Below are 13,507 nucleotides of genomic sequence, written 5' to 3'. Positions count from 1 at the left end.
GACCGCGACGGACCGCACGCGCAGCACGGGCCCGTCGGTCTCGCACAGCGCGGCGCCGACCGTTGAGGCGCCGAGGTCGCAGACCAGCACCGGGCCGCCCGCCTCGGGCCTGCGGGCGACGGCGTCGGCGGCGACACAGCCCGCCTGCCCGAGCCAGGTGACGTGGTGCCAGCCCAGCTCGTCCAGGACGGTCCGGCGCAGCCGTTCGTGGGCGCGGACGCCCTCGGCGGTGCCGTCGAGCCACGCCTCGGGGACGGTCACGGTCATCCCGGAGATGGCGCCGGGGGCGCGTGAGCGTCCCGCCTCCAGCAGCTTGGACAGGAAGACCGCGAGGCCGCCGGCGGGGGTCGGCCGCGTCTCGACGACGGGCGTGCCGGCGGCTCCGCCGAGCGCGATCCGCGTGGCCGCCGATCCGACGTCGAGGGCGACCGCGACCCAGCGGGTCATCCGTCGCCCGGCTTGCGCCGGCCGCGGCCGAACAGCCCGCCGCGGCCCTGTTTCGCCATCCGCTCCACCCCCGACTTGATCTCCTCCAGCCGGGTTCTGACCACCTCGTTCGGCTCCCACGACGGCTGGCCGGGCGCGTCACCGGCGGTGCGCTCCAGCAGGGCGAGCTGGTGCGCGATCTCCTGGGTGGCGTAGTCGGCCAGGACGTCGCGGAACTCCGCGGCGACGGGGGCGCCGAGCGCGCCGCCGATCACGGCGTCGACGATCTGCCGGCCGTGCCGGTCGGCCTGCTGCTGGTCGTAGCGGTTGGCGATGGCGTACTCGACCCGTTGCAGCAGCAGGTACGCCTCGTAGGCGGTGAGCGCGCGGCCCGCGCCGACCAGGCTCTCCAGCGCCGTGGCGGGGCTCGTCCACTCCCCGGTGGCGGCGGTCAGGTAGAAGTCGACGACCTCGTCGATCCCGGCGTCGGGCGCGAGCCGCGCGGACACTCCCGGCGCGGGCGACGCCCCGAAACCGGGCGGGGCGCCCGTCGTGGCGGGCACGCCTCCGGAGGCGTCCGCGGCGGCCGAGACCCCGGTGACGGCTCCGGCGGGCTGGGCCACCATCGACGCGGCGCCGTTCGAGGACGGCGGCGTCATCCCGGACGCGGGGATCCCCGCGTTCTGCGGTGCCGCGCTATGCGCCGCCTCGTTCTCGCGCAGCCGCTTGCGCAGCTCCCCGAACGCCGGCCGCTTCACCAGCTCCGGGTCGGGCGGGTCGGCGTCCAGCACCCAGATCAGCGGGGTCCAGTCCTCGTCGCTGTTGTGCAGCAGCGCCCGGACCAGGTTGATGACCGCGTCGGCGCGGTCGGTGTCGCCCTTCCACGGCCGCAGCCGCAGCGTCGCGGCGAGCTGGCGCACCATCGTCCCCGCCATGCTCGGCATGGGACGGTTCGACCACGCCCAGAGCACCCCTTTCTGGTACAGGCCGGGGTCCTCGGCGCCCGTCGCCTCCTGTAGGTAGCGCGGGGACGATCCGAGCATCATCAGCAGCGCGTCGGAGGCGCCCTGGCCGCCGCGCTCGTCCGTCCGCAGGTCCCCGAGGGTCACCGTCACGAAGTCGCGGGCGGCGGTGTCGAGCTCGCGGCGGCCGCGCAGCCAGGCGATGACGCCGGGCAGGGCGAGCTCCAGGCGGCCGAGCCGGCCCGCGACCCGCACCAGCGACGACGCCCACGCCGGCTGCGTGTCGACGAGGCCGCGGAACACGGCGGCGTCGACCTCCCGCCCGGCGAGCAGGTCGTTGAACGGCGGCAGCATGTCGGGCAGCCGCTCGCTGAGCCAGCCCGCCCACGCGGCGATCCGGTCGCGGCCCCGGTACTCGGCGGCCAGCAGCCCGGCGGCCAGCCCATGGTCGCGGTCCAGCTCGACGAGGAGCCGCGAGCCCGCCCAGGCCGGGTCGGACGGGTCCACGTGGTCACGGATCAGCTCGGCGGCCAGCGTCCGCGCCGGCCCGGCGGGCCGGACGCCGTCGCCCCGCCGGACGACCCCGGTGAGGAACGCGTCGGCGAAGCGCCGGCGGGAGGCGAACTCGGCGTAGCGGGACACCCGGGTGTCCGGCTCGTCCCGCCACAGCAGGGCGGCCGCGGCCTCGGCCATCGCCTCGGTCAGCTCGGTGCCGCCGGTCGCGGCGGCCTGGTCCCAGCGCCGCTCGATCAGGTCGAGGTCGCCGGGGTCGGCGAGGCGGATGAGGTGGGCGAGCACCCGGCTCTGGTCGGCGGGGTCGACCTCCTGGAGGCGGGTGCCGCGCAGCAGCCGGCGCACCTCGTCCTCCATGCCGCCGCGCCGGTCGCGGACGGCCCGCGCGACCTCGCGCGGCCACTCCACGTCGGCGAGCCGCGCCAGCGCGTGCCCCGGGTCGCCGAAGTCGCGCGGCTCGCTGCCGGAGGCGAGGTAGCCGACCAGCCAGGCGAGGTCCCGGTCGCGGCCCAGCATGTCGTTGAGCAGCCGCAGGTACCCGGCGGCGGTGTGGGACAGCTGGACCGGTTCGGCGGCGCCGCGCCAGCCGACCTCCCGCGCGCCGTCCCGGGCCCGCCGGGTGAACGCCAGCCGGATCTTGGCCGCCGGGCCGGTCGCCCACGTCGCGCCGGTGAAGTCGGCCCGGTACCCGTAGGGCAGCAGCGCGGCGACCGCGTCCAGGAACGCGAGCCGGTCGACCAGGGACGCCTCCCCGGCGCCGAGGATGTCGACGCGGCCGTCCAGCAGCAGCGCCGCCGTCCGCATCACCTTGTGCCGGTCGAACCGCTCGATGTCGCGGGCGAGGTCGGCGGGCGAGTACTCGGGGGTGACGAGGGTGACGCGTTCGCCGGGACTGCCGTCCATCGGCAGGTCGAGCTTCAGCAGCTCCCGGTACAGCGCCGCGTACGAGACGGGCGCCGCCTCCACCGCCTGGTACGGCACGCAGATGTACTTGGTGAACGCGACGGGACGGCCGGCGCCGTCACGGTGCTCGGTCCAGTACTCGACGGACATGCCGAGGTAACGGTCGGGAGCCTCGCCCACCCAGCTGATCGCCACCCAGGGCAGCGCGCCCTCACCGGACCGGTGCACGGGCGGGGTGCCCAGCCCGTAGCGGCTCAGGATGCGGCTGAACCCGGCGCTGGTGAACGGCTCGCGGCTGCAGTTCAGCACCCCGTAGTCGTCGCTGCTGCCGGGGCGCTTGCCGAACAGCGCCCAGCCCGCGGTCACCTCGACCATCGCGGCCTCGTTCCCCGGCCCGTTCCCCGCGTCGCCCGCCGCACCGCCGCCCGCGCGGCCGCCGGCGTCGTTCCCGGAGTCGTCAACGCGCGCTTCCGTTCTGGTCGCCCAGCCGCCTGCCGAGCCACAGCACCGGCTCGACCACGTTGATCGGCCACACCTTGCCGCGGATCTCCATGATGCCGTCGGGGCTCTTGGTCACGTTCCCGTAGTCGTTCTCGGTGAAGCGGTCGGCCTCGCCCAGGTAGAACCCGACCGCGGACGTGGCGAAGTACCGCACCCGGTCGGGGTGGAAGTACTTGCGGATGCTGCTGAGCACGAGATCGGCGTTGCCGACCTTGGAATCCTTGCACATCTCGGCGAAGAAGTGCCCGGCCGAGTCCTCCCGCACCCGGGGCAGCATCTGGGGCGTGTCGTCGTAGGTGAGGTACCCGCCGACCCGCGCCCGCCGGTACACCTCCGGCGCGTCGAACTTGGTGACGCACACCGCGAGGTGCTGCGGCAGCCGCGCGTCGCCGGAGCCGCGGTCCCGGAACACCTGCCGCGACAGCTTCAGCAGCGTCCGCTGGAAGTAGCTGTAGGAGTCGCCGTGCCGGCGCTCCCGGGTCGGGTCGAAGAGGTAGACGATCCCGTCGCAGCCCGCGAGATGCTCGATGATCTCGTCCTCGCCGACCTCCGAGCCGGACTCCTCAGACTCGTCGCCGAAGCCCAGGTTGTCCCCCTCGGACGGGACCTGCAGCCCGCTGACGGCCTTGCTCGCGAACACGGCGCCGGGCGAGTCCAGGAGGTCGATGTTGAACTCCATCGGCACGTCCACGGTCTTCTTGCCGAACCGCTTGCCGGTGGGCAGCTCGGTCGTGCCGCGCAGGATCCAGCTCAGCGAGTTGGAGAACCGCGTCGCGGCCGGGAACTGGCGGTGCTGCGTCAGCATCCCGGTCTGCGCGTCGAGGAAGTCGTTGGACTCCTCGTTGACGCCGAACAGCATCCAGTCGTCGGGGCTGCGCAGCACCGCGACCTGGAGCGCCGCCAGGAACGTCGTCTTGCCGCTCTGCGGCGCGCCCCACAGCCCGATGCGGCGCAGGTCGCGCTGCGGTTGGACGATGTTCGGGTTCCCCGGGCCCTGGGGCCCGCGCGGCGCGTTCGGTGGCGGCGGAGAGAACTGCGAAGGGTTGGTCACCGGGCACCTCGTTCCGGGTCGGCCAGCGGAAGATTGAGCAGTTGGGGGACGGCCGGGAGGAGGCCGAGACCCACCCCGAGCCGCCTCGCGTCGGTGTCGTGGACGTCGTGCACGCCGGCGGCTCCGAGCGCCGCCCAGACCGGGTGGTCGCGCGGGGCGTCGGCGGGCAGGACGGCGGCGCAGGTGACGGCGGCGCGCCGCAGCGCGGCGACCCCGGCCTGCCAGCCGCGTTCGAACTGGCAGGGCAGCACGTCCAGGCCGCTCTCCACGGGCGGGTGCGGCGGACGGGCGCCCACGGTCAGCAGGACGGTGCGGGCGTCGCGCGGCGGCGCACCGCGCGCCAGGCCGCCCGGGATCATCCCCGTGGTGAACGGGCCCGTCCCGGACTGGCCCGTGCTGAACTGACCCGTGCTGGACTGACCCGCACTGAACTGGCCCGTGCTGAACTGGCCTGTGCTGAATTGGCCTGTGCTGAACTGGCCCGCGGCGAACTGGCCGGTGGCGATCGAACCCGTGGACATCGGACCGGTGTGGTTCGCCCCGGTGGCGATCGGCCCCGTGGACGACCGTGGCCTGCCCAGCCGGACGGAGATCTCGTGCAGGAGGTCCTCCACCGGCGCCGCCTCCGGATACTCGATGCGGCTGGGACGCAGCCGCCCCAGCGCCTCGATGGCCTTCACCGGCGTGCCGAACCAGTCGCCGAAGACGGTCTGGCGGCGCTCCCGGCCCCGCCCGTAGGCGTGGTCGCGGTAGCCGAGCACCGCCACCCGGACCAGGTCCGAGCCCGGATACGTCACGTCCAGGACGGACACCAGCTCGCGCAGCAGGTCCAGCCGGCGCGCGACGGTCTCGTCCACGCCGCCGAGCTCCACCGCGCAGATCAGGTCGACCGGCTCGGTCAGCACCTCCAGCCGCTCGGGCAGCGCGTCCAGCAGCTCGGGCAGCCGCTCGGTGACCGGGCGCAGCCCGTCCGGGGCGGTGACCCGCACCCGGCCGGGCGCGTCCAGGACCACCCGCACCTCGGTGGGGGCGTCCGCGGGCAGCCGGGCGGCGGACGCCGCCAGCAGCGTCCACCGGTCCGGGACGGCGGCGACGGCGGCCAGGACGGTCCAGTCGGCGTCGCCGGGCGGGCGGGCCAGCGGCACCGCGTGCTCGGTCCCGGCGAGCGCACCCGGCGCGAACAGCGGGATCAGCCGGGGCAGCACGCGGCGGGTCCCGGCCTCGATCTCGACCGCCAGCAGCCCCACCTCGTGCCGGATCGGGAGCGCGGCGACCAGCGGGGCGAGCAGGTCACGGACGCCGAGCCGGCCGGCCGGCACCACCTCGGCCGCCGGATGCCGCTTGCGCAGCACGCGGACCGCGCGGTCCGGCACCGGCCAGCCGATCTCCCGGTGCACCAGCAGCACGTCGTCGCCCTGCTCGCCGAGCCGCTGCGGCAGCCCGTCGCGCAGCGTCCGCCACAGCGCGTCGCGGTCCAGCTCGGCGAGCCCGCCGGCCAGCTGGAACCACCGCTCGTTCGGCTCGCCCGACAGCATCGGCAGCGCGTCCGCCCAGGTGAGGACGCTCTCCTCGGCGGTCGCGCGGGGCACGCCGAGGCCGTCCAGCTCCAGCCGGGTCACCGCGAGCGCGGCGTCCGCGCCGACCTCGGCGATGGTCAGCGCGACCCCCGGGCGCATCCGGTGCAGCGCCGCCGCGAGGGCGCCCTGCAACGCCGCGTCCGACACCGGCGGGACGTCCACCGCCTGCCGCGCCCGCACCCATTCCTCCGGCGCCGGCGTCCCGCCCCGCACGTAGGCGTCGTCGGCGAGCCCGGCGCGCACCACGGCCAGCAGGTCGCGCTCGCGCCGCGCCGCCGCGAGGCGCTCCTCGAAGTCGCGCAGCAGGGTCGCGCCGGGCGCGCCGAGCCGCCACTCGCCGTGCAGCGTCCACCGGCACTCCGCGCACCGCAGCTCCTCGTGCGCGATCGGGTACCCGCACACCGGGCAGCCCGGACGCGCGCGGCCCGCGACGGGCGCCACCTCATCCGGCCGCATCGGGCACGTCCTCGGGCAGGAAGGTGTCCACGTCCGCGGCGGGGTCGTCGGCGGTCCGCGCGGCCAGCAGGACCTCCATCGCGGGCAGCAGCCGCTCCCGGACGGCCCGCGCGTTCCCGAAGTCCCCCGGGTTCGCGCGGCGCTCGGCCGCCAGCCACGCCATCGCCCGGACGCGCGTCTCGGGCGGGATGCGGTAGCCCTCCGCCTCGGCCATCGCCTCCAGGATCCTCACCAGCTCCTCCGGCGTGTAGTCGGGGAACTCGACCTGCACGGTGAACCGCGACCGCAGCCCGGTGTTGGCGGCCAGGAACGCCCGCATCTCCGCCGGGTATCCGGCGGCGACCACGCTGATCCGGCCGCGCAGGTTCTCCATCTCCTGCGTGAGCGTGTCGAGCGCCTCCCGGCCGAAGTCGCGGCCGTCGTCGCCGCGCGCCAGCGCGTACGCCTCGTCGATGAACAGCACCCCGTCCAGCGCCTCCCGCACCTTCTCCCGCGTGCGCGGCGCGGTCTGCCCGATGTACTCCCCGACCAGGTCGGCGCGGCCGGTCTCCACGACGTGCCCCTTCGCCAGCAGCCCCAGCTCCCGGAAGATCCCCCCGATGATCCGCGCCACCGTCGTCTTGCCGGTGCCGGGCGGGCCGAGGAACAGCACGTGCGGCGCGACGACCTCGCCGCGGCCCCGCCGCTGCTTCAGCCGGACCTGCGCGACCAGCGCGCGGACCGTCTCCTTCACCGGCCCGAGGCCGATCATGCCGTCCAGCTCGCCGAGCAGGACGGGCAGGTCCGGCACCTGCGAGCGCAGATGCACCCGCAGCGGCTCGGGCACGTCCGCGGGCTCCAGCGGACGGTCCACCGCGGCCCGCGTCCGCACCGCCCAGCGGCGCTTGAGGTCGTCGGCGAGGTCGCGCATCGCGCCCGCGTTCCCGAACCCCGGGCCGCGCGTGCGGTGCAGCCCCGCCACCACCACGCGTAGGTCGGCCTCCAGCTCGGGCGTCCACGCCAGCCCCTGCTCGGCGAGCCGCGCGAGCGCGATGCCCGCCAGCGTCTCGGCGTCGTAGTCGGGGAACCGGATGACGTTGGCCTCGGGGAACCGGCGCCGCAGCCCCGGGTCGGCGTCCAGGAACTCCCGCATCCGGTCCGGATAGCCCGCGGCGATCACGACGAGCCGGCCCCGGTCGTTCTCCATCCGGGTCAGCAGCGCGCCGATCGCGTCGGCGCCGAACCCGTCGGCCTGGTCGGCGAGGGCGTGCGCCTCGTCGATGAACAGCACCCCGTCCAGCGCGCTGTCGATCATCGCCTGCGTCTTCTGCGCGGTCTCGCCGACGTACTGCCCGACGAGCGAGGCCGCGGTCGCCTCCACCAGGTGCCCGCGGCGCAGCACGCCGAGCTCCCGGTACATCTCGCCGACCAGCCGCGCGACCGTCGTCTTCCCGGTGCCCGGGTTGCCGGTGAACACCAGGTGGTGCGCCGCGGGCTCGGCGGTGCCGCGGCCCTCGGCGCGCATCCGGTTCTCCGCCTCCACCAGCAGCCGCATCGCCGCCAGGTGCTCCTTCACCACCGCCAGCCCGGCCAGCCGGTCCAGCCGACGCCACACGTCCTCGCGGCCCGCCGCGGAGGTGACCCAGCCGCGGGCCCGCAGCACGTCGCCGTCCAGCGCGACGCCCTCGGCGGCGAGCCGGCGCAGCCGCTGCTCCCACGTCCGGGCGGGCTCGGCCGTCGCCGCCATCGCCCGGACCGCCGGCCCGAGGCCCGCCCAGTCGCCGATCCGCAGCCGCGGCGCCCGGCCCGCCAGCCGCAGGACGTGCACGAGCCGTGCCAGCTCCGCCTCGTCGGGCTCGCCCACCAGGCCCGGCCGCCCGCCGCGCGCCGCGAGCTGCCGCGCCCACTCCTCCAGCGACGGGAACCCGCGCAGGTCGTAGACGAACTCGCGGACCTCCGACAGCGACGCCTTCCGCGACACCAGCACGCACTTGTTGTGGGCGCTGCCCCGGTAGGCCACCCACTCGGCGAACACCGTCGCGAGCGACCGTCCCGCGACGGTGTGGCTGAGGATCTCCTCGGCGTGCACGAGCACGACCGCCGTACGGGCCGCGTCCTGCCGCATGAGGTGGTCGAGCGTCATCACGGCGTGCGCGTCGGTCATCCCGGACGGCCGCGGCGGACCGGCGGACGGCGGCTCCAGCAGGGCCGTCGAGGTGTCCCTGCCGCCACCCGTGCCGGTGCCCGTGCCGGTGCCCGTCCCGTCGCCGGTCACCACGCGGTCGCCGAGCGGGCCGCTGAACCCCGACCGCATCCGCCGCCCGGCGCCGCCGCGGCCCCGGCCGGACCGCCGCCCCGCTGGGGCCTCCGGACGGGTGAGCCGGCGGGACTCGGCGTCGCGGAAGTAGAGCTTGCGGTGCAGCGAGTAGAAGACGATGCGCTCGTACCCCGCCGCGTGCAGCGCCTCCCAGATCGCCGTCTCGATGCCGTAGGTCCGGTAGGCGCCGTCCACGAACGCGTCGTCCGCACCCGGCCCGTGCACGATCATCACCGGATCGCCGTCCGCCGCCGCCCGGAACAGGGCCCCCAGGCGCTCGGCCGGCGGTGCGGTCACCACCGGTCGTCCGGACGGGGCCGCGCCGCGCCCTCACCGGTGCCGGGCCCCTGGCGCGCACCGGTGTCCGATACGTCCCGTACGCCGCTGTCGGCCCCGGACTCGCCCGGACGGCCCGCCGGCCGCGAGCGCGCGCCCGTCCCGCCGGGATCGCCCGATCGTCCCGTCCCCGGACGGGACGACCCGCCGGGCCGGACGCCGACGCCCGGACCGGCCCCCTCTCGCAGCCGGGCGGCCTGGTTCGGGACCGCGCGGGGAGTACCGGTCGGCTCGGGCGGGGACGTGCGGATCGTCTCGAAGTCGGCCAGCTCCGGATCCGGATGCGCCGCGTCGGCGACCGGATCCCCGACGGGAAGCCCACGGTCACGCAGATCGGTGGCGATCTCCCGCGCGCGCTCTACGAGCTCCTCCTCCGAGGCGGTGTCCCGGTCGTAGGACAGGATGCGAACGGACAGGCACCCCGGGCCGTCGTCCTCCGGCTCCTCGTGCGCCACCTCGATGACGATCTCGTTGTCGTTGAGATGGCGGAGCTTGCTGTAGAACGCGGCGCGCTGGTCGTCGCCCGCGTACGCGTTCTCCGTCCAGGAGAACCCGGTGGCGACCTCCACGGCGTCCACGACCTGCTCGGCGACGTTCACCCGCGCCTGCGAGGCCAGCACCGCGATCGTCGCGTGGGTCACCGCGTCCTCCAGGCGCTCCTCCAGCTCGGGCGCGTCCCGCCGGACGACCTCCCGCAGCTCCCCGGTCGTCAGCGGGGTGTCGCCGCGAATCTCACCGGTCCGCGCGTCGAGATCGGCGCGCAGCCGCGCCAGCCCGCCGCCCGACCAGTGGTCGACGTCGAAGGTGAGACCGTCGATCGGCTCGCCGCGCTCGTCCGGCGCGGGCAGCTCCGCGCTGAACCGCAGCCGCTCGGCGACGACGGTGAGGGCGTCCAGCGCCGCCAGCCGCGCCGCCTGCCACTCCTGCTCCAGGACGACCAGCTCGGCGCGCAGCTCGGCGAGGTCGAGGAACGTCTCCTGCAGCAGGCTCAGCGACTCGGCCGCCAGCCCCGCCGCCATGTTCGCCTCGGCCGTCACGATCCGCCGCTCCAGCCGGTCGAGCCGGCCGGGCGCGAACCGCTCGTGCGGCAGCTCCGCCTCGATGGCATCGCGCATCAGCCGCGCGTCGGCGAGGGTGCGCTCGGCGGCGGTGGCGGCGCGGCCCCGGTCGGCGCGCAGCTCGTCCAGCTCCCGGCCGAGCGTCTCCAGCTCCGCCCGCCGCTCGGCCCGCTCCCGCTCCAGCGCGGTGCGGATCCGCTCGTCCTGCTCGGCGCGGGCCTTCTCCACGGCCGACTCCACCACCGAGCCGAGCTGCTCGCGCAGCCGCTCGGACTGCGCGCGCAGCCGCTCGGCGGTGCGCAGCTCCGACCTGCGCGCCTGGTCGCTGAGCCCGGTGAGGACCCGCTCGACCCGCCGCTGCCGGCCCTCCACCTCGGTGAACGTCCGGTCCAGCTCCTCGCGCTGGCTCCGCCGCACGGCCTCCACCAGCGCGGGCACGTCGCGCCGGACGTCGCGAAGCCGCCGCGCGGCCGCCGACGCCTCGTGCCACGCGCCCGCGTCCACCGTGATCCGCTTCGCACCGCTCACCGGCCGCTCCCTTCGGTCTCCGCGCGGTTCCCGCGCCGACCGGCATCCAAGGTTTGGACGCCGCGAGCGCCCGTCTCGTTCGCGTCCCGCCCTTCTGTGGCCACCGCCTCTCCACCGGAGGGGGCGGGGGGCGGTGTGACGGGCGGCGTGGGAGTCGTGCCGGACGGCGTGGGAGACGTGCCGTGCGGCGGGTCCGGGAAGCGGCCCGGGTCGGGCGGCACCACCGCGGCGGGCGGGTAGGCGGCGGCGAGGGCGCGGCTGGGGACGCCGACGAACAGCGTCTCGGTGGCGCGCAGGCGCACCTCGATCCGGCGCGGGCCGTCCGCGAGCGCCGCGGTGGCGTGCCGGAGCCGGCCGGTCAGGTGATGGACGCGCTGGTTGTCGCTGCCGCGCATCCCCCGGTCGTCGTTGCGCGCCGCCACGTACAGGCCGTCGATGAGGACGTCGGCCTCGGCGAGCAGCGCGTGCACGGGGTCGCCCGGCGGGCGGACGCGCAGCCGCTCCAGCCGGTACCCGGTGAAGCAGATCAGCGTGAGGCCGGAACGGTCCCGGCGGGCGAGCCGCGCCGTCTCGGCCAGCCCGGCGGCCTGCGCCATCGGCTCGCCGCCGGAGAAGGTCAGGCCCGTCACCGCCGGGTCGGCCAGCAGCTCGGCCGCCAGCGCGGCGGGCGTGACGCGGCGCGCGGGCCGGTCCGGGATCCATTCGGGCGCGAGGCATTCCGGGCAGCGGAACGGGCAGCCCTGGACCCACACGACCGACCGCCTGCCGGGTCCGAGGGCGCGGGTACCCACGCATGTTTCAGCCACGTTGAGCATTCGACCGTTCGGGGGGATAGTGACCGGAAAACACCTGCCAGTGGCCGGATTGTACGGGAGTGCGCACGGGCTGCTCATGGCATGCGACACAAACTTCCGGTCCCGACTCGGTTATTTTCGGCCCTGGTGACCGGATCCGGCCAGGCCCGTGGAGTGTGCGCACCGTGACGCGGAGTTGCCCGAGTTCGCACGCTATCCTGCCGCTCTCGGCCCCCGCAGCCGGTCGTCATCGAGTTTCCTCATTTGCCCGTTCGCCGAATGACAGGAATGGCCACCCGACATGGTCCCTGCCCATGAGGATCCTCCGCGGCCGCCCCTGCGGTCGCCGCGGGTCACCGCCCTCTTCCCGCCCGCGATCATGCTGGACGAGGCCACGCTCACCCGGCACCGGCCCCTGCTTCGCGCGCTGCACGCCCGCGCCGACCGCCTCGCGGGCGATCACCTCCTGCTGCGCCGGCTGACCCCGCCGCGCATCCCGGCCGCGCCCCGGACGCCCCGGCTCCGCTGGCACGTTCCGGCCGTCCCCTTCCTGCGCGCGCCCGCCCTCGGCGGGGCGCGGGGCCCCGTCCTCCGCCGAAAGCAGCGTCCATGACGAGCGTCCCCCGGCGATCGGCCGGATTCCGCCCGCTGATCTGGTTGTCGGGCGCGCGGCCGGAGATCCTCGAGCAGTGCCCGTCCGAGCGCGGCAAGTACCAGGGCATCGGCGCCGCGGTGCTCATCACCGCCGTCATGGCGGGCGTCTCCATGGCGTTCGCGCTGTCCATGGCGGTCAAGGCGCCGCTGGTGTTCGCCCTGGTCTTCGCGGTCATGTGGGGTCTCGGCATCATGATGCTGGACCGCTGGCTCGTCACCACGATCCAGCGCCAGGACCGCCGCCGCCACGCCTTCTACCTCGCCGCCCCGCGGCTGCTGTTCGCGCTGCTCATCGGCATCGTCATCTCCACCCCGCTGGTCCTGCAGATCTTCAAGCCGGAGATCGACGTCCAGCTGGAGCGGATGAAGTCCGCCGCCGCCAACGCCAACGCGGGCGACGCCCAGTCGGGGGCGCTCGGCCGGCGGATCGCCAAGCTGGACGCCGAGGCCAAGCGCCTCGAAGGGATCATCAGCAGCAACGGCGACTCCGGTACCGACCAGAACGCCGACCCCACCCTCGCCGGCCTGCGCCAGCAGGAGTCCGCGGCCCTCAAGCGCGTCTCCGACGCCCGCGAGAAGGTGATCTGCGAGATCGGCGGGCAGAAGGGCAAGTGCAAGCCCGGCGACGGCCCCATCGCCCAGCAGCGCAAGCAGGAGCTCCAGGACGCCGAGGGCCAGCTCAAGAACATCCGCGACCAGATCGCCGCGCGCCAGGGCGTCCTGCAGAGCGAGGGCACCAACTCCCGGCAGCAGAACCTCGCCGCGGCCAAGCAGCGTCTCCCCCAGGTCCGCAAGGACCTCACCGCCGCGCAGGACGAGCGCGCGCGTCTGGACAAGGGCTTCGCCTCCAGCAACGCCGACTCCGACGGGCTGCTGCTCAGGCTCAAGGCCCTGAACCAGCTCACCGACGGCGACGGCACCCTCTTCTGGACGCACCTGCTGCTCATCCTGCTCTTCACCTCGATCGAGTGCCTGCCGATCTTCGTGAAGCTGCTGCTCACCCTCGTCCCGAAGAAGAGCCTCTACGAGGAGATCCTCGAGATCGAGGAGAACCGGCGCCGCCGCGTCGCCGCCGAACGCGCCCGCCGCGAGCAGAACGCCCAGATCCTGGAGGCGGAGGACATCATCACCCAGGCCCGGCTGCTGCGCGAGGCCCGGGACGCGATGATCCCCCACCTGGTCGACCGGACCGTCCAGGCCGAGCGGGCCGTCGCCGAGGCCATCCTGGACGAGTGGCGCCACCGTGAGCTACGCGACGCCTCCGGCAACGTCGACCGCTACCTGAGTGCGGAGGAGTTCCCCCGCGTCGACCCGCGCACCCACCCGGCGCCGGGCGGCGCCGGGAACGGCTCGTTCGGCGACGGCGGCGGGTTCGGGTCCGGTGCCCAGGGCACGCCGCGGCCAGGGTTCCGGCCCGCCGGCGGCCCGCCCCCGGCCGGCCCCGGACCGCAC

9 protein-coding genes are annotated in these 13,507 nt (G+C 75.4%); 2 read left to right on the top strand and 7 right to left on the bottom strand.

Translation table 11 applies throughout. The features are described from left to right. From E1291_RS31645 to E1291_RS31610, 7 genes are all read right to left on the bottom strand, one after another. Positions 1-447, bottom strand: a 447-nt coding sequence (locus E1291_RS31645) for an acetate and sugar kinases/Hsc70/actin family protein (protein ID WP_131741751.1), incomplete at its 3' end; no start/stop codon positions are given. Further along, a complete protein-coding gene (locus E1291_RS31640) occupies positions 444-3,179 on the bottom strand; it encodes a hypothetical protein (RefSeq protein WP_131741750.1) in 2,736 nt (911 codons plus the stop codon). The genes E1291_RS31640 and E1291_RS31645, both read right to left, overlap by 4 nt. 82 nt (positions 3,180-3,261) lie before the next feature. Then, positions 3,262-4,356 carry a hypothetical protein gene (locus tag E1291_RS31630; protein WP_131741749.1) on the bottom strand — a complete coding sequence of 365 codons (1,095 nt, stop codon included), beginning with the start codon at positions 4,354-4,356 and terminating at the stop codon, positions 3,262-3,264. Next, a complete protein-coding gene (locus E1291_RS31625; RefSeq protein WP_131741748.1) occupies positions 4,353-6,389 on the bottom strand; it encodes a hypothetical protein in 2,037 nt (678 codons plus the stop codon). Before E1291_RS31625 ends, E1291_RS31630 begins: the two co-directional genes overlap by 4 nt. Continuing rightward, positions 6,376-8,982, bottom strand: a complete 2,607-nt coding sequence (locus E1291_RS31620) for an AAA family ATPase (RefSeq protein ID WP_207401044.1) — start codon at positions 8,980-8,982, stop codon at positions 6,376-6,378. The genes E1291_RS31625 and E1291_RS31620 overlap by 14 nt, the downstream gene beginning before the upstream one ends. Further along, on the bottom strand, positions 8,979-10,607 hold the full coding sequence (locus tag E1291_RS31615; protein ID WP_131741747.1) for a coiled-coil domain-containing protein: 1,629 nt from the start codon (positions 10,605-10,607) through the stop codon (positions 8,979-8,981). The genes E1291_RS31620 and E1291_RS31615 overlap by 4 nt, the downstream gene beginning before the upstream one ends. Further along, positions 10,604-11,413 carry a 4Fe-4S single cluster domain-containing protein gene (locus E1291_RS31610; RefSeq protein ID WP_207401043.1) on the bottom strand — a complete coding sequence of 270 codons (810 nt, stop codon included), beginning with the start codon at positions 11,411-11,413 and terminating at the stop codon, positions 10,604-10,606. The genes E1291_RS31615 and E1291_RS31610 overlap by 4 nt, the downstream gene beginning before the upstream one ends. 289 nt (positions 11,414-11,702) lie before the next feature. On the opposite strand from E1291_RS31610, the gene E1291_RS31605 reads away from it, so the two are divergent. Both E1291_RS31605 and E1291_RS31600 read left to right on the top strand, forming a co-directional pair. Next, positions 11,703-12,014 (top strand): hypothetical protein, encoded by a 312-nt coding sequence (locus E1291_RS31605; protein ID WP_131741745.1) that lies wholly within the window; start codon positions 11,703-11,705, stop codon positions 12,012-12,014. Continuing rightward, positions 12,011-13,507: DUF4407 domain-containing protein (locus E1291_RS31600; protein WP_131741744.1), on the top strand; the 1,497-nt coding region annotated here is incomplete at its 3' end. The genes E1291_RS31605 and E1291_RS31600, both read left to right, overlap by 4 nt.

Source organism: Actinomadura roseirufa, assembly GCF_900659635.1.
Lineage (GTDB): Bacteria > Actinomycetota > Actinomycetes > Streptosporangiales > Streptosporangiaceae > Spirillospora > Spirillospora roseirufa.
Note: the sequence above shows the minus strand (reverse complement) of the source record. Positions and strands in the feature narration are given on the sequence as shown.